The sequence below is a fragment of the Arsenicibacter rosenii genome, from assembly GCF_001870735.1.
Taxonomy (GTDB): Bacteria; Bacteroidota; Bacteroidia; order Cytophagales; family Spirosomataceae; genus Arsenicibacter; species Arsenicibacter rosenii.
This window is the reverse complement of record NZ_MORL01000023.1, coordinates 1-19233: the sequence shown is the minus strand read 5'-3', so window position 1 is coordinate 19233 and position 19233 is coordinate 1. Positions and strand designations below refer to the sequence as shown.

The 19233-nt window shown below is 46.1% G+C and carries 20 protein-coding genes and 1 tRNA gene; 18 read left to right on the top strand and 3 right to left on the bottom strand.

Translation table 11 applies throughout. From position 1 onward, the window contains the following. The first annotated feature begins 236 nt into the window (after positions 1-236). From plsX to accC, 5 genes are all read left to right on the top strand, one after another. The gene (plsX, locus tag BLX24_RS24840) at positions 237-1181 is read left to right on the top strand and encodes a phosphate acyltransferase PlsX (RefSeq protein WP_071505927.1); all 945 of its coding nucleotides are present in this window, start codon (positions 237-239) and stop codon (positions 1179-1181) included. 133 nt (positions 1182-1314) lie between these two features. Then, the gene (locus BLX24_RS24835; protein ID WP_071505926.1) at positions 1315-2304 is read left to right on the top strand and encodes a beta-ketoacyl-ACP synthase III; all 990 of its coding nucleotides are present in this window, start codon (positions 1315-1317) and stop codon (positions 2302-2304) included. Between the two features lie 81 nt (positions 2305-2385). Next, positions 2386-2949, top strand: coding sequence for an elongation factor P (efp, locus tag BLX24_RS24830; protein ID WP_071505925.1), 564 nt, complete (start codon positions 2386-2388; stop codon positions 2947-2949). A gap of 78 nt (positions 2950-3027) precedes the next feature. Next, entirely contained in the window at positions 3028-3510 is a 483-nt protein-coding gene (gene accB / locus BLX24_RS24825; RefSeq protein WP_071505924.1) for an acetyl-CoA carboxylase biotin carboxyl carrier protein, read from the top strand. A 98-nt stretch (positions 3511-3608) separates the two neighbouring features. Beyond that, the gene (gene accC, locus BLX24_RS24820; RefSeq protein ID WP_071505923.1) at positions 3609-4952 is read left to right on the top strand and encodes an acetyl-CoA carboxylase biotin carboxylase subunit; all 1344 of its coding nucleotides are present in this window, start codon (positions 3609-3611) and stop codon (positions 4950-4952) included. Between the two features lie 56 nt (positions 4953-5008). On the opposite strand, the gene BLX24_RS24815 is transcribed toward accC, so the two are convergent. Continuing rightward, positions 5009-5245: a hypothetical protein gene (locus tag BLX24_RS24815; RefSeq protein WP_143092798.1), complete on the bottom strand. Its 237-nt coding sequence runs from the start codon at positions 5243-5245 to the stop codon at positions 5009-5011. Between the two features lie 107 nt (positions 5246-5352). Here BLX24_RS24815 and BLX24_RS24810 point away from each other — a divergent pair, with 107 nt between their 5' ends. Beyond that, on the top strand, positions 5353-6165 hold the full coding sequence (locus tag BLX24_RS24810; RefSeq protein ID WP_071505921.1) for a 3'-5' exonuclease: 813 nt from the start codon (positions 5353-5355) through the stop codon (positions 6163-6165). A 51-nt stretch (positions 6166-6216) separates the two neighbouring features. Here the strand turns inward: BLX24_RS24810 and tgt are convergent, their stop codons facing one another. Next, positions 6217-7347 carry a tRNA guanosine(34) transglycosylase Tgt gene (gene tgt, locus BLX24_RS24805; RefSeq protein ID WP_071505920.1) on the bottom strand — a complete coding sequence of 377 codons (1131 nt, stop codon included), beginning with the start codon at positions 7345-7347 and terminating at the stop codon, positions 6217-6219. Between the two features lie 138 nt (positions 7348-7485). Here tgt and BLX24_RS24800 point away from each other — a divergent pair, with 138 nt between their 5' ends. The 12 genes from BLX24_RS24800 (at position 7486) to BLX24_RS24745 (ending at position 19104) form a co-directional block, all read left to right on the top strand. Beyond that, complete coding sequence (locus tag BLX24_RS24800; RefSeq protein ID WP_071505919.1) at positions 7486-8646, top strand: glycosyltransferase; 1161 nt, start codon at positions 7486-7488, stop codon at positions 8644-8646. 8 nt (positions 8647-8654) lie between these two features. Next, on the top strand, positions 8655-9281 hold the full coding sequence (gene rsmG, locus BLX24_RS24795) for a 16S rRNA (guanine(527)-N(7))-methyltransferase RsmG (RefSeq protein WP_071505918.1): 627 nt from the start codon (positions 8655-8657) through the stop codon (positions 9279-9281). A 45-nt stretch (positions 9282-9326) separates the two neighbouring features. Further along, a complete protein-coding gene (locus BLX24_RS24790; protein WP_071505917.1) occupies positions 9327-9629 on the top strand; it encodes a hypothetical protein in 303 nt (100 codons plus the stop codon). A gap of 131 nt (positions 9630-9760) precedes the next feature. Further along, positions 9761-9834 (top strand) — tRNA-Asn (locus tag BLX24_RS24785). Positions 9835-10356: 522 nt separating this feature from the next. Then, complete coding sequence (locus BLX24_RS24780) at positions 10357-11544, top strand: AAA family ATPase (RefSeq protein ID WP_071505916.1); 1188 nt, start codon at positions 10357-10359, stop codon at positions 11542-11544. A 3-nt stretch (positions 11545-11547) separates the two neighbouring features. Next, a complete protein-coding gene (locus BLX24_RS24775) occupies positions 11548-14031 on the top strand; it encodes a S8 family peptidase (RefSeq protein ID WP_071505915.1) in 2484 nt (827 codons plus the stop codon). A gap of 15 nt (positions 14032-14046) precedes the next feature. Beyond that, positions 14047-14292, top strand: a complete 246-nt coding sequence (locus tag BLX24_RS24770; protein WP_071505914.1) for a DUF2188 domain-containing protein — start codon at positions 14047-14049, stop codon at positions 14290-14292. 242 nt (positions 14293-14534) lie between these two features. Beyond that, a complete protein-coding gene (locus tag BLX24_RS24765; protein WP_229201891.1) occupies positions 14535-15305 on the top strand; it encodes a multiubiquitin domain-containing protein in 771 nt (256 codons plus the stop codon). Next, entirely contained in the window at positions 15280-16458 is a 1179-nt protein-coding gene (locus BLX24_RS24760; RefSeq protein ID WP_071505913.1) for a ThiF family adenylyltransferase, read from the top strand. Before BLX24_RS24765 ends, BLX24_RS24760 begins: the two co-directional genes overlap by 26 nt. Continuing rightward, the gene (locus BLX24_RS24755; protein WP_071505912.1) at positions 16445-16861 is read left to right on the top strand and encodes a ubiquitination-like system serine protease family protein; all 417 of its coding nucleotides are present in this window, start codon (positions 16445-16447) and stop codon (positions 16859-16861) included. Before BLX24_RS24760 ends, BLX24_RS24755 begins: the two co-directional genes overlap by 14 nt. Positions 16862-16915: 54 nt before the next feature. Next, positions 16916-17596 carry an HNH endonuclease gene (locus BLX24_RS24750; RefSeq protein WP_071505911.1) on the top strand — a complete coding sequence of 227 codons (681 nt, stop codon included), beginning with the start codon at positions 16916-16918 and terminating at the stop codon, positions 17594-17596. 230 nt (positions 17597-17826) lie between these two features. After that, on the top strand, positions 17827-19104 hold the full coding sequence (locus BLX24_RS24745; protein WP_218160719.1) for a tyrosine-type recombinase/integrase: 1278 nt from the start codon (positions 17827-17829) through the stop codon (positions 19102-19104). Here BLX24_RS24745 and BLX24_RS34100 read toward each other — a convergent pair. Beyond that, the gene (locus BLX24_RS34100) at positions 19101-19214 is read right to left on the bottom strand and encodes a helix-turn-helix domain-containing protein (RefSeq protein WP_083422161.1); all 114 of its coding nucleotides are present in this window, start codon (positions 19212-19214) and stop codon (positions 19101-19103) included. The two genes, BLX24_RS24745 and BLX24_RS34100, sit on opposite strands and share 4 nt — an antisense overlap. Positions 19215-19233: the final 19 nt, after the last annotated feature.

Below are 19233 nucleotides of genomic sequence, written 5' to 3'. Positions count from 1 at the left end.
AAAAATAAGGCGAGTGATATTGGATGCTGGATACCAAATGTAAGATGACGAAGACTTTCTCCCCATCTCACATTTAGTATCCAGCATCTTTCTTGTATAGAGGATATGGCCGGGTTTTGCTTTTGTCAAACCAAAAGATGAGAGTAAAAGCTTTTTTATTGTTCCCGACCTACTAATTTTATGCGATTATTCGTAGCCTTTAACAAACGTGCCGGGCGGCACGACGCAAAAAGTCAATGAAAATTGCCATAGATGCAATGGGTGGCGATTTCGCTCCTGATGCTATTGTCGAAGGAGTGGCCATGGCCGCTAAGTCCGGGCTTCCGGAAGGGGTAACACTTGTACTGATCGGAAATCAGCCGGTAATTGAGGCATTGTTGGCAAAGTATGAAACGCCGGCAAATAGCCCGATCACGGTTTTCCATGCAGACGAGGTTATTGGAATGGGTGAGCACCCCACCAAAGCTCTTTCTCAGAAGCCCAATTCCAGTATCGGAATTGGGTTTAAGCTTTTAAAAGAAAAACAGGTACAGGCGTTCTGTAGTGCCGGTAATACCGGGGCGATGCACGTCGGTGCGCTGTTTAGCGTGAAGGCAATCGAAGGCGTTATGCGCCCGTGTATTGCCGGATTTGTACCCCAGCTGGCCGGTGGTTATGCCGTTATGCTCGACATTGGGGCAAATGCCGATTGTAAGCCGGAAGTACTGGCGCAGTTTGGTGAACTCGGGTCAATTTATGCTCAGTATACGTTCCAGCTCGACAGCCCGCGGGTTGCCCTGATGAATATCGGCGAAGAAGAGCAGAAAGGATCCCTTGTGGCGCAGGCAGCGCACCAGTTGCTGAAAGAAAACCGCCGGATCAACTTTATCGGTAATATCGAAGGGAAAGATATGTTTACCAACAAAGCCGATGTTATCGTGACGGACGGCTTTACCGGAAACGCACTCTTCAAGCTCGGTGAATCGTTTTATAACGTAGCCAGAACACGGGATATTCAGGATGATTTCATCGCCAAAACCAACTACGAATCCGTTGGAGGCAGCCCGATTGTGGGCGTCAATGGCAACGTGATCATCGCACACGGAATCTCGTCGGCGCTGGCTATCAAAAATATGATTAATCTGGCAATCCGGCAGGTAGAGTCGGATGCCTATACCAAAATAGCACAGGCGTTAAGTTAGTAATGAAGGTGTATCTGGTAAGTCGGAAAAATAAGGCACAACGGGCAGTACCGCTGCCGGTTGTCTGTGTTTTCACGTCTCCGGATAAGAAAAAACCTGACTTTCTTCTGTTTGATAGTACCCTCCCGAGCCTATGATGACGAGTAAAGCGGCCATTACCGGAGTACATGGTTACGTACCTGATTATGTATTAACCAACGCTGAATTAGAGCGTATGGTCGATACAAATGATGAATGGATTACCTCTCGCACAGGTATTAAAGAACGCCATATTTTAAAAGGCGAAGGCCTGGGCACCTCTCACATGGGCGTAAAAGCCGTTGAAGGGCTGCTGGCTAAAACCAATACCAGACCCGAAGAGATTGATCTGCTCATCTGCGCGACGACAACACCTGATTTTGTCTTCCCGGCTACCGCAAACCTGATTTGCGATATGACCGGTATCCGCAATATCGGCAGCTTCGATATTCAGGCTGCATGTTCGGGGTTTGTGTATGCCCTGACTATTGGCAGCCAGTTTATTGAAACCGGGAAATACAAAAAGATCATCGTTGTCGGCGCCGATAAAATGTCGTCAATTGTTGATTATACTGACCGGACCACCTGTGTTCTCTTTGGCGATGGCGCAGGGGCAGTTATGCTCGAGCCAACGACCGGCGAGTTCGGCATCCGCGACTCCATTATCCGGTCGGATGGGGTTGGTCAACATCATTTATTTCAGAAGGCAGGCGGGAGCCGCTATCCGCCTACGCACGAAACAGTCGAAAAACGGTGGCACTATGCCTATCAGGACGGGCCGTCTGTTTTCAAGTTTGCCGTGAAAAACATGGCAGATGTATCGGCCGAGATCATGGAAAAAAATGGCCTGAAGGGTGATGATGTCGCGTGGCTGGTACCTCACCAGGCCAACAAGCGTATCATCGATGCCACGGCTAACCGCATGAACATCGGTCCTGAAAAAGTAATGCTCAACATTCATAAATACGGTAACACAACCGCAGCCACCATTCCGCTCTGCCTCTTCGATTACGAATCGCAGCTGAAGAAAGGAGATAACCTTATTCTGGCGGCATTTGGCGGCGGGTTTACCTGGGGTGCCGTTTATGTAAAATGGGCCTATTAACTGATTACAGATACGCAGCAAACACTTCTGTTGTACCATCTGAAATCGTCAAACGAAAACCGAAAATCGTAAACAAGTTTTATGGCAACGACCGCAGACATCCGTAATGGATTGGTTCTCAATTACAACCACGATCTTTTCCAGATTACTGAATTCCAGCACGTAAAACCAGGTAAAGGTGCCGCTTTTGTGCGGACAAAACTTAAAAGCCTTACTACCGGACGTGTTATCGATAATACCTTCAACTCTGGCGCAACGATTTATCCGGTCCGGGTTGAACGCCGGAAGTTCCAGTATCTTTACAAGGATGAGGCTGGTTTTAACTTCATGGATCAGGAATCGTTCGATCAGATTAACATCGACGAAAAAATGGTGAGCGGTGCTGACCTGCTGAAAGAAGGCCAGGAAGTTGAAATTCTGGTCAATGCCGAAACGGAAGTTCCGCTTACCTGTGAATTGCCGCCTTTCGTTGAACTGGAAGTAACATACGCCGAACCAGGCATTAAAGGGGACACCGCTAACAGTCCTAAGAAGCGGGTTGAAGTCGAAAGCGGTGCTATGATCAGTGTACCGCTGTTTATCGAACAAGGTGATAAAATCCGGGTTGATACCCGTACATACGATTACGTTGAACGTGTAAAATAGGGGATAGTGGTTCTTGATTAACGGCAATTGTATAAATTGCTAACCTTGTAAACCTCAGCCCCCTAACCCCTGAAATTCATGGATACGAAAGACATTCAGAAACTAATTGACTTTATCTCTCAGTCTGGTCTTGACGAAGTAAATATCGAGACGAATGATCTGAAAATCAGTGTTAAGCGTTACAGTAGCGTTGTCGCTGCCCCTGCCGTTGTGGCGGCTCCTGCTCCGGTAGCGGCTGCCCCTGCTGCGGCTCCTGCCCCTGTAACAGCAGCCCCGGCGGCTCCTGCCGCTGCTCCGGCTCCTAAAGCAGACACGTCGAACTATCTGACCATCAAATCGCCGATGATCGGTACCTTCTACCGCTCCGGCAGTCCGGATAACCCTTCATTTGTGGAAGTCGGTGACGAAATCAAAACCGGAAAAGTGGTTTGTATCATCGAAGCCATGAAGCTGTTCAACGAAATCGAATCTGAAATCTCAGGTCGTATCGTAAAAGTGCTGGTCGAAAACGCTACGCCTGTAGAATACGATCAACCATTGTTTCTTGTTGAACCTATCTAATCTAATGAGTGAATGAGTGATTGAGCGAATAAGTGATTTATTGGCCATTACCGGCTTTTCACTCCTCGCTCAATCACTCATTCGCTAATTCACTCATTATGTTTAAGAAAATATTAATCGCCAACCGGGGCGAGATTGCACTGCGGATCATCCGGACGTGCCGTGAGATGGGCATTAAAACGGTAGCTGTGTATTCGACCGCTGACCGGGATAGCCTGCACGTTCGTTTTGCGGATGAGGCTGTTTGCATCGGTCCTCCGGTCAGTAAGCAGTCATACCTGAATATTCCGAGCATTATTTCGGCAGCCGAAGTGACCGGGGCAGACGCCATTCATCCGGGTTACGGGTTTCTGTCTGAAAATGCTGAATTTTCGCAGATCTGCGCCGATTATGGCATTAAGTTTATCGGCGCAACGGCCGAGCAGATCAATGCCATGGGCGATAAGGCAACGGCTAAGGCAACGATGAAAATAGCTGGTGTACCGGTTATTCCTGGTTCTGAAGGCTTGCTGGAGTCGGTTGAGGAAGGCAAGCGCCTGGCAGCCGGTATGGGTTATCCGGTAATTATCAAGGCAACTGCCGGTGGCGGTGGCCGTGGGATGCGGATTATCAAAACCGAAGCGGATTTCGATAAGGCATGGAATGATGCACGGGTAGAAGCCGGTGCCGCATTTGGTAACGATGGCCTCTATCTGGAAAAATTCGTTGAAGAGCCCCGCCATATTGAGATTCAGATCGTTGGTGATCAGTACGGTAAAGTGTGCCACCTGTCCGAACGCGACTGCTCGATTCAGCGCCGTCATCAGAAGCTGGTTGAAGAAACCCCGTCGCCGATTATTTCGCCGGAACTTCGGGAAGAAATGGGCCAGGCTGCCATTGCCGGTGCTCAGGCAATCGGTTATGAAGGTGCCGGTACCATCGAATTCCTGGTCGACAAGCACGGCAAGTTCTACTTCATGGAAATGAATACCCGGATTCAGGTAGAACACCCGATTACGGAAGAAGTGACTGATTTTGACCTGATTAAGGAACAAATTAAAGTAGCTGCCGGTGTGCCGATTTCAGGACGTAACTACACGCCGAAACTGTACGCAATGGAGTGCCGGATCAACGCCGAAGATCCGGCAAACGGTTTCCGTCCGTCGCCGGGCAAAATTACCAACCTGCACATGCCGGGTGGTCACGGTGTACGGGTAGACAGCCACGTGTATGCGGGCTATACCATTCCGCCGAATTATGACTCCATGATTGCCAAGCTGATCGTTTCGGGTCAGTCGCGCGAAGAGGTAATTACGCGGATGAAGCGGGCGCTGCAGGAGTTTGTCATTGAAGGGATCAAAACAACGATTCCGTTCCACATCAAACTCATGGACGACCCTGGCTTCCAGTCAGGCCAGTTCACGACGGCATTCCTGGAAACATTCGATTTCTCGAAGCTATAATGGCCCGTTACGGGTCAAAGAGAAGCCGGTACCTGCACAGGGTATCGGCTTTTTTGTTAATTCTGGCGCTGGGCAAGCTGACGGAGCAAAAACGTAGTATGCTCCCATAAGGGCAAATCGGCATCAAGCTGCTCGGCGGTCGTCCCAAGCAGAGCCATCATTTTCTCTAACCGGGCTTCAAGCATGATGAGGCGGTCGTTGGTGCGTGTCAGGTGGGCAGTGTATTCATCCTGCCAGCGCATAAATTCAGCGCAGCGGAGTTCCAGTCGTTCAATACGTTCTTTGTCGGTCATGGTCATTTGAGCCTTGGCTGACAAGATAGCGATTTATCTGAATTTGCCGAACACCCCCCGTTTTTTTCTACCTTTGCAGGTATCGTCCCTAAATTCGGACAGAAGATATGACGCATCAATTACATTTAAGAAAACCTCTGGCATTTTTCGACCTGGAGACCACCGGTATTAACATTGCTAAAGATCGGATCATCGAGTTGTGTTTTATTAAAGCAATGCCCAATGGAGAGGTCATTGTCAAAAGCCAGCGGGTTAACCCTGGAATGCCCATTCCGCTTGAATCCAGCCTGATTCACGGGATTTATGATGATGATGTAAAAGATGCCCAGCCATTTAAGTCAGTAGCCCGTACACTAGCCCAGTTTATCGACGGTTGCGACCTGGCCGGATTCAATATTAACCGGTTTGATGTGCCGATGCTGGTTGAAGAGTTTTTACGTGCCAACATCGATTTCGACATGAAAAACCGGCGTCTGGTAGATGCCCAGCGTATTTTCCACCTCATGGAGCCACGGAACCTGTCGGCGGCTTACCGTTTTTATTGCGGAAAAGAACTGCTGAACGCCCACAGCGCTGAGGCCGACACAATGGCTACGCTGGAAGTGCTGAATGCGCAGGTACAGAAATACGAAGGGCTGGCAACAAAGGACGAAGCCGGCCGTGAGGTGACATTTGCCAATGATGTTGATTTTCTACATAATCTGGCGGCCAATAATTTTGTTGATCTGGCAGGCCGGATGATCTATAACGATAAAGGGGTGGAGGTCTTTAACTTCGGTAAGCATAAAGGCGTCGCCGTGCTGGATGTGCTTAAGAAAGAACCATCCTTTTATGACTGGATACTGAAAGGTGATTTTCCGCTCGATACCAAGCGCCGCCTGACCGAGATCCGGTTGCGGATGTTTTCGAAGAAGGCGTAAGAGAAGCCTTGCTAACTCCCCAAGGGTTTTAAACCCCTGGGGAGTTGTATTTTATAACCGCTGCATGAGCTTCACAACCATTTCGTTCTTCCAGCTCACATAATCACCGGCAGCAATATGCTCACGGGCCTGCCGGACCAGCCACAAATAAAAGGTCAGATTGTGGATACTGGCAATTTGCGCCGCCAGCAGTTCTTCGGCCTTAATCAGGTGCCGCAAATAGGCTTTTGTGTAAAACTGACTGGCATAACCTTCCAGCCCCGGATCAACCGGACTGAAATCACGGCTCCACTTTTCGTTTTTGATATTGATCACACCTTCTGTCGTAAAGAGAATACCGTGGCGGGCATTCCGGGTCGGCATTACGCAGTCGAACATATCGACACCCAGCGCAATGGCTTCCAGAATATTCGCCGGTGTACCGACACCCATCAGGTAGCGCGGTTTGTCGGCCGGTAAAATCTCATTGACTAGTGCAATGCTCGCATACATCTCTTCGGCCGGTTCACCGACAGCAAGGCCACCGATGGCGTTGCCGGTCCGCTCTTTCGACGCAATCACTTCGGCCGACTGCTTTCGCAGATCAGGGTATGTACTGCCCTGCACAATCGGAAACAGGAATTGCCGGTAGCCGTAGTGGCCCTCGGTACTGTCGAAGCGGTCGATACAGCGATCGAGCCAGCGGTGGGTCATTTCCATCGACCGGCGGGCATACGAATAGTCGCAGGGATAAGGCGTACATTCATCGAAGGCCATGATGATGTCGGCACCGATGGTTCGCTGAATATCCATCACATTTTCGGGCGTAAACTGGTGTTTTGAGCCGTCGATGTGTGATTTAAACGTCACGCCCTCTTCCTGGATTTTACGGGTATTGGACAGTGAATACACCTGATAACCGCCGCTATCGGTCAGAATCGGGTGATTCCAGCCATTGAAGCGGTGCAGACCACCGGCCTTACTCAGTACGTCGAGACCTGGACGAAGGTAGAGGTGATAGGTGTTTCCCAGAATAATTTCGGCCTTAATGTCCTGTTCCAGTTCGCGTTGATGAACGGCTTTAACCGTACCTGCCGTACCGACAGGCATAAAAATAGGAGTTTGAATAGGGCCATGATCGGTTGTCAGAATGCCGGTGCGGGCTTTTGACTGCGGATCATGGGCAGATATCGAAAACGTCATACGTATCGCTGTTAATCGGGGCGCAAAGTTACGGATTTACAGGGTTTTCCGGTACGAAGACGTATATTTGCGACCACTTTGGCCAACAGGCCATAATCTGTTAACGTTGCTGCGTATTGACCAAATTTTACAAGATCGTTGATACTGACCATTCTGCTTAGTTGTTGGCTGTTAGCACTTTTTGCTCAGCTCGTTTACATTTTTTTTGTGTATGCCCGTACGGCATGGTACGAGGATGAATCGCCGGAGCAACCTAAAAACCGGCCGGCTGTGACGGTGGTGGTCGTTGCCCGGAATGAACAGGAAAACCTGAAAGAACTGTTACCGGTTCTGGATACGCAGGACTATCCCGACTACGAGGTACTGGTAATGGATGACCGTTCGTATGACGGCACACACGATTACCTGAAAGAAGAAGCCGAAACGTTTCAGCGTGTCCGGTTTATTCACATCGAACATACACCGGAGCATGTAACGCCGAAAAAATACGCGCTGACCATTGCGCTGAAAAAGGCACTGCATCCGGTTGTGTTGCTGACCGACGCGGATTGCCGCCCCGAAGGACCGGACTGGATTTCGGGGATGATCGGCCAATGGCGGTCATCGCAGCAAAGTATTGTGCTGGGTTTCTCGCCCTATTTCCGTCGTTCGGGCTTCCTGAACTTCCTGATCCGCAGCGAAACGCTTTTTACGGCTGTCCAGTACCTGTCACTGGCGCTAGCGGGGCGGCCGTACATGGGCGTTGGCCGGAATCTGATGTACCGTAAGCAATTGTTTTTCGATAACCGCGGTTTTTATACGCACCTGAGTGTTATGGGCGGCGACGATGATCTGTTGATGAACGAGGTGGCCAACGGCGATAATACCGTGGTTTCGCTGAATCCGGATACCTTTGTATGGTCGATTCCGAAAGAAACCTGGTCGGAGTGGCGGCGGCAAAAACGACGGCATCTGAACGTAGGGCGGTTCTACAAGCCAGGGCACAAGTGGCGGCTGGGCCTGCTGACAAGTTCGCATGTGTTTAGCTGGCTGCTGGGGCTACCGGTAGGGCTCTGGGCGCTCTGGTTCGGGCTTACCGGGCAGGTTGATGCCTTGATGAATCCGTTGCTGATTGGCGCTACCGGTGTATTTTTGCTGCGGTTGATAGCCTTTTGGGTAGTAGTAGGGCGTATCAGTTATCGGCTGGCCCATACCGTACACTGGGGTGTAATTAGTTTCATGGACGTGATGCTGGCCGTTTATTATTCCTTCATGGGGTTAATTGTGCTGTTTACAAAGCGTCGTAAAATTGTTTGGTAGAGAAAGAGATGGGTGTTGAATTAATAGAGAAATATTTTCCGAAACTGACGGCCCGGCAGCGCGAACAATTTGCGGCGCTGGATGAGTTATACCGGCACTGGAACGCGCAGATCAATGTAATTTCGCGGCAGGATATCGACAGCTTATACGAAAAGCATATCCTGCATTCGTTAGCGATTGGTAAAGTGGTGCAGTTTGTACCAGGCACCGAAATCCTGGATGTCGGCACCGGCGGAGGTTTTCCGGGTATTCCGCTGGCGATTTTGTTTCCGTTGTCCGATTTTCACCTGGTCGACAGTATCGGAAAGAAAATTAAAGTTGTTACAGAAGTCGCGCAGGCCCTGGGGCTAACCAACATACGGGCTGAGCAGCAGCGTGTTGAACAGCTGAACACCACCTATGATTTTGTGGTCAGCCGTGCCGTAACCCGCCTGAAACCGTTTATGGGGTGGGTACGGTATAAAATCCATAAGAAGGGCAACAACGAGATACCAAACGGGGTTTTATACCTGAAAGGCGGCGACTTAGCCGAAGAACTGGCCGAAGTCTCTGACAAATACAAGATGTTTGACTTGACGGAATACTTCGAAGAGCCTTTCTTTGACACCAAAAAGATCATTTATTTACCCAAATAGCTGGTATGTACGGAATCGCATTCCGAACTACAAATTAGAACGAACATGGCTGAGATATTCAAATCAAGCAGTTTTAAAGACCCGATCAACCGCGACGTGGTTGAGTTTAATGATAAGGGGGTAACATTCCGTGTCCGGAAGCTGATCGGCGGAACCGACAACTTTGTTTTTTACGGAGATATTTCGGGGGTAGAGATCGACAACGGCCTCTTTTTCTCGACGATCCGGGTCATTCCGCGTGCCCGGCCGGAGATTGTGATCAAGAATTTCACGAAAGGGGATGCCCGCCGGATCAAGGAGTTGATTTTAAACAACGTACCGTCGCATCGTCCGGACATGTATCGTTAAAAAAAAGTTGGGTGTAAGTCGTTGATAAGCAAGTTCTTTTAAGGAAACAGCTAATTTTTTGAAATTTTTTCAACGAAACACTTGCCTGATATAGGATCGACGCTTAATTTTGCACCCACATTAAGTAACACTCCCGAATAGCTCAGTCGGTTAGAGCATCTGACTGTTAATCAGAGGGTCGCTGGTTCGAGCCCAGCTTCGGGAGCCTGATAATGAGCCACTTACAGCTAAACGCAGTGAGTGGCTTTTTTATTTGCACAAGATTTGCACAAGAATTATTTGATTCAAATATTAAGAAATCCAATTATGGCGGATTGTATGCATTCCAGTGTCCCATCAAATTTATCTGTTTAAGTACAGATAGTGCATCCGCCTACGAAAGCTCATCCTTCTACTTGCTGTCGCTAAGTCTCGAATAGTGAATTTGAGAAGGGATCTTCATTCTGTTTCCATTTGATACTATTGACTTGGATATCATTATCGATGTTCTATTTGCATCTCTTTTGAGATGGAATAGTATTTCTGGCACTTCAAACCGGTGTTATATGTGAAGTTATGTTGCGGTGGTAACCAGGCAAGCACTTGCAAAAATTAGAATAATAAGCTCAAATAAGGAAACTAAAATCAATTTTTGGGAAAAATTATTCTAATAATGGAAATTTTTGTTTGATATTTGGAATGTCAATGCTATATTTACGAGTGAATATTCAACGATAAGATCTTAGACATGTTAAAATACTTCAGCATCATACAAGCTTTGTGTAGATCAGCCTTGGTGAATCCCAATGAAGCTGTTGTGCATCAGGTTAATAGATTAAAAGAGAGTCTGGAAAAGGATGGGTATGATAAAGAGGCGAAATCACTAGAGGGATTATTATCTTCTGCTAAAGCAGGAATCGATATGTCTCCCAGCAAAATTCAGAAGTCCTTTGTCGTCTCCAAAGGGGAAGAGCTTACGATAAGAACGCCTGTTCCGGTTGATAAGGAAACATCTACTCCTTTGGCAGAAATCTTTTTCCCGGCAGATCTCCCCAGTGAGATGCCTGTATTTGATGATAATATTCGGCTGGCAATCCAATCCATTGTGAGTGAATGGATGAAGTTTGATCTCCTTTTAGAAATTAATGCCACGCCAGCAAGCTCGTGTTTGATTTACGGTGTTCCGGGAACAGGGAAAACGCATTTGGCGAAATGGATCGGAAAGCAGATAGGTTTGCCTGTGGTGTTGGCCCGGCTTGAAGGGTTAATGTCGTCGTTTTTAGGAACAACATCACGAAATATCGGGAATTTGTTTGCATTTGCTAACCGGTACCAATGCGTGCTTTTGCTGGATGAATTTGATGCAATCGCTAAGTTGCGAAATGACCCTCAGGAGGTAGGTGAAGTAAAGCGGGTTGTCAATACGTTACTGCAAAGCTTAGATTCCCGCCATGAAAGGGGATTTACTATTGGTGTAACCAACCATGAAAGCCTGCTAGATCCTGCGATTTGGAGAAGATTTGATATTCAGGTTGAAATCCTGAAGCCTTCTCCGGAAACAATGATGCACCTGCTAAAAATATTCTTGGCTCCTTTAGAATTCAGTGAAATCGAAATCAAATTTCTGGCGTGGTGTATCGAAGACTCTTCAGGGGCAGACGCAGAGATGCTGTCCAAGTGGTTAAAGAGGGCTTTTGTTTTGGAAAAGGAAAGTAGCCTTGTTGCTGTTATGAAGCAGTTTGCCTTGCTCAATTCGGGAAGGGTAAATGCCGGCAAAAGGAATATCATGCTGCGAAGTGATGAAGATTTTATTGCGATGCTGCTAAATGACAAGACGTATTCCTTCAAGCAAAAAGACATTGCACCTTTATTTGGTATGACACAGTCATCGCTCAGTAAGCAATTAGCGAAGTTCAAGGAAACCGATAAAATTTAAGCCATGGCAAATAGTCCTGTTCAGATAGTTTTAAACGCTAATGACTTCATAGAAGCATTGGACAACCGAGGTGGCGGTTCTTCCAAGGACTTTTTTGCTGGAAGCGACTTGGAATTCGTTCAGCATCGTGACAATCTCCAGAAGCAGCTCGACGAAATCAAGAGTATGCAACTGGTAAGCAGGTTTGCGAAGATTTCCTATGCTAAAGTGACCTTAAAGCAGGCGGCTTTAGCTAAAAGTCATCGTCCAACCTCACAACTATTTAAACGAGACGTTGCTCCAGTAATTGGTGCAGGCGAGTTAGGCGAGTTATTCATTGAGCTTACACCGGAAAGCATAGACCAAGTAAACAAAAAGGTAGGCCAGGCCGAACCTGAGACGAGATACAAAGAGAAAAACGGGAAAACTGAACCGCACCCAAGCAGGTTGAGAAGCGAAGTCGGTGCAATTCAGGAAATTACCCCCTATACTGCCAGTGACAAGCGTAAGTTTTCTGTAAAAGAGGCAGTAGAGTGGCTTTCAAATCCTCAAACGAGTGGATCTTACATAGTTGAACTTTTTGAAGCTCCACTGGCCAGACAGGACTGGGATTTATTGGACAGTTATAAACTCGACCTATTTAAGAGCTTTTTTGAGGGATTGGAAAAGCTAGGTAACGGCTTATTCGCTTCAAGAGTCACTACTGGCCTAGGGGCCGCTGTTATTTTTGGCGTAAAACTAGAAAGAAGCCACTCGTTACCCGTAATCCAACTGTCACCCTACTCTTCTTCGGTAAATAAGACGGGAGAGAAGAAAGAAATTGATTTGGCTGTAGATAAACATGCCACCTTGTTAGATTTTTTGGATAATCATCCACTGGTAAAGAAAATCACCCTTCCGCCTATTGTCACACAAAGTGAAACCACAACTGTACCCAAGAAGGGAGATTCTTTTTCGATCCCCGACATGGTGGATAATGCATCCTATCCCAAAATATGTGTGGTTGATGGCGGAGTATCGGATATTTATGGGAATTGGATTGAGGATAAATGGGGGTTGATCAGTCCTTCAGATAAAGATGAAAATCACGGAACATTTATAGCAGGGCTTACTATTGTCGGGCAAACCCTTAACGGAAGCGCTATTTGCCGAGAAGTGGATGGCTGCAAGATTGTTGACTTGGACATATTACCACGTCCGGGGCGATACGCTTCTTATTTTTCAAAACCGCTGGAGTTTTTTAATGAGTTAAAGATCGCGGTTCAGGAGCTGAAAGCAAGAACAGGTGTCCGGATTTTTAATTTCAGCCTGAACATAGAGGAGCACGCTTCTACGACAGGATATAGCCTTCCTGCCCAGATTTTAGACGAAATTGCCGAAGAAAATGATGTGATATTTGTCATTTCAGCCGGTAATACTAAACCGATTGATATGCGGAAAGAGTGGCCTTCGGACCATTTTGAGGCATTAAAAATCCTAGCGTCCTCTAGGAATGATACCATAAAAAAACCAGCGGAAAGTTGCCGGAATGTTAGTGTATCCGCCCTTAACCCTCCTCGCGTCGATGGTATCGTCCCTTTAGCCTTGAGCAATTACAGTTGTAGAGGCCCAGGGCTTCGGGTCGGTCTTAAACCGGATTTGGCTCATATCGGCGGAGCGGGGACACGTCATGCCACCCTTGGGCACGGGTTACTGTCCTTGGATGCAACGGGACAAATAGTTGATGGCTGCGGCACTAGCTATGCGGCACCGAATGTGGCGAAGACTTTGGCAAGTCTTGATCATGCTATTGAAGGTACAGTTTCAAGGGAAACCCTAATTGGTTTGGGCATCCATCACGCTGTATTGCCGGACTCTTTGAATGATAGAAGTTTACAAAGTGTAACTAAGCATCTGGTAGGATTTGGCATCCCTAATGGATCTGAAGAGATTCTAAATGGCTCCTCTTCAGCTATCACACTGGTTTTTGCTAGTAGAGCCATAAGTGGTCATAAGATGAGTTTTAAATTTCCCTGGCCTTCGAGTCTGGTACGCGATGGTAAGTGCTTTGGCTATGCCCGTCTTACTATTGTCAGTACGCCAAGGTTCGATCACAGATATGGCTCTGAATTCGTCCGTATCAATATTGATGGAGCCTTGCGCCAGCTTCAAAAGAACGGAAAATATTTAGGACGCTTAAGTGCAGTTTATACACCGGACGATGGCGATGGTAGCTTATTTGAAAAGGACCAGATCGAACATTCATTTAAGTGGAGCCCAGTGAAGGTGTACGAAAAAACTTTCCCGAAAGGAGTCGGGCCTACAACAGACTGGAGTTTGGACGTTGAATATTTGGCCCGTGACGGAGTATCCATTCCCATTACAGGCGTTCCATTTACCGCTATATTGACCATTTCGGACCCTGATAGTGAAAGGCCTGTTTTCAATGATATGCGGCAAATGCTTCAATCTCTAGGAGTACAAGCAGTCGATATAAAAACAGCGGCACGGGTCGTATCAAGAGTTTAATTAAAAATAGATTCTATGGCTAATTATCATGTGACACAGAAAAAGGGGCAGGATAGCTGGAACGTCCAAAAGGAAGGCGGAAAGAAGGCCTCTGCCATTGTCAGCACACAGAAAGAAGCAGAGCAGCTTGCTAAGCAATTTTCGTCGAACAACGGCGGCGGCGAAGTTAGGATTCATCGGGCAAACGGTGGTCCAATAAGGGATAGCGATACAGTAAAGCCGGGCAATGATCCGAGGTCTATAAAAGACGAGAAGCACTAATGTAAATAACCCGTTAGTAAATAAAAAACCAGGCGAAAATCACCTGGCTTAATTCCGTAAAGGAAACAAAAGCCTTTGCACGGCTTTCGGTAGAACTGTTTGGCCCCAGAAAACTACCTCCTTTATCTGAAACAAGCAAGCTTTGGATGATTTTAAACTTTCTTACTCATTAGGGAGTAAGGAAGGCTTGGTGTCAAAACAATAAATTTTCGATTGCAAAGACGAAAACGACTTGGTTCGGAATGTTCCGGATCGTCGCTGAAAGGATATATGCGACAAAAATTTATTTTTTACATCAAATTAAAATCAAAATGAATTTAGGTACTCTAGAGGGTGCTTCACATGCTCCTCATCCGAAAACACCTCTGAAGTTCATCATTGAAGGAAAGGAATTTGAAACTTTCGATCAATATAAAACTGGAGCAGAATTAAAACAAATCGCTGGCATACCGCCGGAAACCGAGTTGTTCTTGTCTATCAGCAAGCCATATCAGGATGAACTGATTGAAAATGAGAAATCGGTAAATCTGGCTCGTCCAGAAACAGAATATTTCTTTGTGAAGAAAAAATTACATTTCTTCATCAATGGTCAGCCATTTACTTGGTACAAGCAGTACATCAGAGGCATTCAAATTCGAGAGCTGGGGAATATATCAGCAGATAATGATATCTTCTTAGACATAAAGGAGGGGTGGCAAGATGACCAGATACTTGATGATGAAGTGGTTGATTTGGCTCGTCCTGGTAAAGAGCGTTTTTTCTCTAAGCAAAGATCGGTAGAAGTTACATTAATCGTAAATGCTCGTGAAAAGACCTGGCAGGAAACAACGATATCCTTCGAGCAGGTGGTTGTTTTGGCTTTTGGAGTTTATGATAATAACCCTGATAAGGGTTATACCGTGACCTATTGCAGAGGCTTGGAGCCAAAGCCAGAAGGTACCTTGGTAAAAGGATCGACTGTTCGCGTCAAAAATAAAATGGTATTCGATGTCACAGCAACTGATAAATCATAGTCCAGACTTAAAGCGTCTCAGAGATGAAGGTTATCAGATCGAAGTACGTGGTGGACATTTATTGGTCCACCACGTGCCATTTGTCGATCAGAATAAGCAGATTCAATATGGGATATTGGTTAGCACGCTTAGGTTAATCGGCGACATTCGTACGGGGGCACCCGATACGCATGTTATTCATTTTGTTGGAGACAACCCCTGCGAAATTGATGGTTCGGTCATTTCTTCAATTCAGCATAGTAACGGTATTTCGATTCTGAACAACCAAATTACGGTGAATCGGTCATTCTCGAACAAGCCCGTTAACGGATATCCGGATTATTATGAAAAGATCAAGCGATACGCTGACATCATTACTGCACCTGCAAAATACCTCGATCCATCCGTAACCGAAAAGACCTTTCAGGTAATCGCGGACAGTACTAATGAAACGGTATTTCAATATATTGATACCAATGCTAGTCGGGCCAATATCGAAGTGATTAATGCGAAACTGGAAGGACAGCGGGTAGCCATCATTGGTTTAGGTGGAACCGGTGCGTATATTCTGGATCTGGTTGCGAAAACTCCTGTAAAGGAAATTCATCTGTTCGATGGAGACAGTTTTGACCAGCACAATGCCTTTCGTTCTCCGGGTGCAGCCTCTTTGGATGACTTAAATGAGAACCCTCAAAAAGCGACTTACTACCAAAGGTTATATTCGAACATACACAAGTTCATCCATATACACGATTATTATGTAAGACAAGAGAACTTACAAGATCTAGATGAAATGGATTACGTGTTTGTATGCGTTGATAAGAATGCTGCCAGAAAGATGATAACCGATTATCTGGTACGTATGGGTGTAGCTTTTTCTGATGTAGGCCTTGGTGTTAATGTTGTAGACGACAAGCTCACGGGTGCCGTTAGAGTTACTTCTGCCAACCGAGGCAAAAGCGATCATTTACCGCTTCGTATTTTCTCAGAAGATTCTGATGATAATGAATATGTGACCAATATTCAGATTGCTGAACTTAATGCGTTCAATGCTGTTTTAGCAGTTTTGAAATGGAAAAAGTTTAGTGGGTTTTATGTGGATTTAGAAAACGAACATCATTGCTCTTATTCCATTGGCGTATCCAAAATCTTTAACGAAGATGTTACAGTATAAATTCGTTGAGTTTATTCCTGATAATATTGCTGAAGGGGTTTTGTATATCTCTATTGAATACTGCACAGCCATACACAAATGCGTGTGTGGCTGTGGCAATGAAGTGGTTACACCCCTATCTCCTACGGATTGGAAACTAACCTTTGACGGCAAGTCCGTTTCCCTGCATCCGTCCATAGGCAACTGGAACTTTGAATGTAAATCTCACTATTGGATCACAAATAACCGTATAGATTTTGCAGGTCGCTGGAATGAAAAAGAAATTCGTCTAGGAAGAGAAGAAGATATGAAACGGAAGAAGGACTTCTTCGAACCTCCTAAAGAAGAAACAAATCCATCTACCACGCAAGAGAAGCCAATACGCACAGGTTTCTGGGAATGGTTCATGAGCCTGTTTCGATAGCAGGCAATTAATTCCTTTAGTTAAGTTATTTCTAGGACGATATTATAATATATCATGTCACTATATAGAAAGAACCAATGGAAAGAGTTCCGGGATGAAATCATAGAGCTAGATGGAAATAAGTGCACTAAATGCGGAAGACATAAAAATGAAGTCATTTTGCAAGTCCATCATAAAAAATACATTAAGGGCAGAAAACCTTGGGAATATCCAACAGAGGACTGCCAGACGCTCTGCAAAGGCTGTCATGCTGCTGAACATGGGCTTATAAAGCCGCAGTTTGGGTGGGAGTATATTGGTGATGAAGATTTAGAAGACTTGATCGGAACTTGCGAAAATTGCGGATCATCAGTCCGATATATATTTGTTATTTATCATGAAAAATGGGGGACTATTGAAGTCGGTACTTACTGTTGTGATAAACTAACAGATTCGACGTTTGCATCTAACCTAATTGAATCGCAAACCAGCTTTAAAGGTAGGAAGGAAAGATTTATAAGCTCTAAAAGATGGAAGATAAGAAATGGTTGTTTCACAATTAAGCAAAGCCATTTTGAAATTGAAATAAGAGAATACTGTACGTTTTTTTATCTAAAAATTCACGATTTGGAAAGTACAACTCCATACGAAAGCCTAAACGACGCGAAGTCGAAAGCTTTCGATGTGATTGAAAATGGTGAGCTTATAAAGTTTCTTCAAAGTAAGAAGATAGACTTTATAGGTAAAAAACGATGAGAAGTGGCTGGAATGGGAAATAGCCAATTAAAATAAGGGGCAGAATTGGGGGCCTTATAAATATTTTCCAAAAAAAATCCCTTTACGATCAATTAGTTATAAGACAGAACCGATCCCTGCTGCCCCTGCCATTTCCCAGTTCACGTCCAGTTGTTGACATCCATCCAGAGCCGCTGTATCCTAGAGCTATAAAGGGTTTTGCGTTCATGGGTGATTGTAAGTGCCCACCCATGAACGGGGCCAATCACAGCAAAGTGGGGGCATGGAATGGGGCATTTTTGGCAAGTGGGGGCAAGATGAAATTATCGGATCTGGTTTGTAAAACGGCTAAGCCTAAAGATAAACCCTATAAGTTATTTGATGGGGATGGCCTTTATCTGGAAGTGTTACCCTCCGGTAAAAAGTTATGGCGATTAAAATTCCGTCATTTGGGTAAGGAAAGTAGAATCTCTTTTGGGGCTTATCCGCTTGTCTCTCTTTCTGAAGCCCGCCAGGAACGTCATCAAGCTAAAAAGCTTCTTCTCCAGCATAAAAGCCCGACTACCATTCGCAAAAACGAAAAAGCCGCCTTGACTCGCCAAGCGGAAAACACCTTTAAGGCCGTCGCGATGGAGTGGATGGCACAAAACAAGCACCGTTGGAGTGCGGGCTACTACCGGAAAGTTGAACAGGGTCTGGAGTTAAATGTATACCCCTTTATCGGCCTTCACCCCATTGCTCAGATTACTCCGCTGGAATTACTAAACGATTGCCTGCGTAAAATCGAGAACAGGGACGCATTGGATATTGCGACGAGGACACGCCAGATCTGTGGCCAGATTTTTCGGTACGGGATTGCTACGGGCCGTTGCGAACGGGACTGTGCCGCTGATTTAAGGGGAGCCCTGAAAATCAATCAGGTCGAGCATTTCAGAACGCTGACGGAAAAAGATCTACCGGATTTTATTAAAGCCCTGGAGCGTAACGAAGCCCGGCTATTTGAGCGAACCCGCCGGGCGGTCTGGCTTTCGCTTTATACGTTTTGTCGTCCGAAAGAAATTCGGATGGCCCGATGGCAGGATATGGATCTAGCCGAAGGGCTTTGGATCATCCCGGCTGAACTAATGAAAAAGAAGCGGGATCACATTGTCCCTTTAAGTAAACAGGTAATAGCCCTTTTGCAGGAACAACGAAAGGAACTACAGTATCTTGAAACCGAATGGGTTTTTCCGGGACAGGTGAGCCACCGAAAACCCATGAGCGATGCGACCGTCAATAAAGCCATTAAACTTCTGGGGTTTGGCGAAAAGATGGTGGCTCACGGCTTTCGGGCATTGGCACGGACCACTATCCGCGAAAAACTAGGATATGAAAGCGAGATTATTGAAAAACAACTCGCCCACGAGCCCAGTAACTCTCTACGTGGGGCCTACGACCGGACTCAATTTCTGGACAAACGTAAGATTATGATGCAGGACTGGGCCGATTACCTGACCAACTTAGGCCGAAAACAACACAAATCTGATTAATACCTTTCAAGCCCGGCCAAGAATGCTTCTACGTCTTCTTTCAGGATCAGTGTTCGCCTGCCAATCTTACGGGCTTGCAGACGTCCCTGATTAATATACTCATAATCCAAGTTGCGAGATAGTTAATCT

Excerpts from the sequence above, each read along its gene's own strand:
- accC (WP_071505923.1), top strand. The coding sequence starts at position 3,609 with ATGTTTAAGAAAATATTAATCGCCAACCGGGGCGAGATTGCACTGCGG.
- accB (WP_071505924.1), top strand. The coding sequence starts at position 3,028 with ATGGATACGAAAGACATTCAGAAACTAATTGACTTTATCTCTCAGTCT.
- tgt (WP_071505920.1), bottom strand. The coding sequence starts at position 7,347 with ATGACGTTTTCGATATCTGCCCATGATCCGCAGTCAAAAGCCCGCACC.
- BLX24_RS24760 (WP_071505913.1), top strand. The coding sequence starts at position 15,280 with ATGTCACAGCAACTGATAAATCATAGTCCAGACTTAAAGCGTCTCAGA.
- BLX24_RS24835 (WP_071505926.1), top strand. The coding sequence starts at position 1,315 with ATGATGACGAGTAAAGCGGCCATTACCGGAGTACATGGTTACGTACCT.
- BLX24_RS24750 (WP_071505911.1), top strand. The coding sequence starts at position 16,916 with ATGTCACTATATAGAAAGAACCAATGGAAAGAGTTCCGGGATGAAATC.
- BLX24_RS24810 (WP_071505921.1), top strand. The coding sequence starts at position 5,353 with ATGACGCATCAATTACATTTAAGAAAACCTCTGGCATTTTTCGACCTG.
- rsmG (WP_071505918.1), top strand. The coding sequence starts at position 8,655 with ATGGGTGTTGAATTAATAGAGAAATATTTTCCGAAACTGACGGCCCGG.
- BLX24_RS24780 (WP_071505916.1), top strand. The coding sequence starts at position 10,357 with ATGTTAAAATACTTCAGCATCATACAAGCTTTGTGTAGATCAGCCTTG.
- BLX24_RS24790 (WP_071505917.1), top strand. The coding sequence starts at position 9,327 with ATGGCTGAGATATTCAAATCAAGCAGTTTTAAAGACCCGATCAACCGC.
- BLX24_RS24745 (WP_218160719.1), top strand. The coding sequence starts at position 17,827 with ATGAACGGGGCCAATCACAGCAAAGTGGGGGCATGGAATGGGGCATTT.
- efp (WP_071505925.1), top strand. The coding sequence starts at position 2,386 with ATGGCAACGACCGCAGACATCCGTAATGGATTGGTTCTCAATTACAAC.
- BLX24_RS24770 (WP_071505914.1), top strand. The coding sequence starts at position 14,047 with ATGGCTAATTATCATGTGACACAGAAAAAGGGGCAGGATAGCTGGAAC.
- BLX24_RS24775 (WP_071505915.1), top strand. The coding sequence starts at position 11,548 with ATGGCAAATAGTCCTGTTCAGATAGTTTTAAACGCTAATGACTTCATA.
- BLX24_RS24815 (WP_143092798.1), bottom strand. The coding sequence starts at position 5,245 with ATGACCGACAAAGAACGTATTGAACGACTGGAACTCCGCTGCGCTGAA.
- BLX24_RS24755 (WP_071505912.1), top strand. The coding sequence starts at position 16,445 with ATGTTACAGTATAAATTCGTTGAGTTTATTCCTGATAATATTGCTGAA.
- BLX24_RS24765 (WP_229201891.1), top strand. The coding sequence starts at position 14,535 with ATGTTCCGGATCGTCGCTGAAAGGATATATGCGACAAAAATTTATTTT.
- plsX (WP_071505927.1), top strand. The coding sequence starts at position 237 with ATGAAAATTGCCATAGATGCAATGGGTGGCGATTTCGCTCCTGATGCT.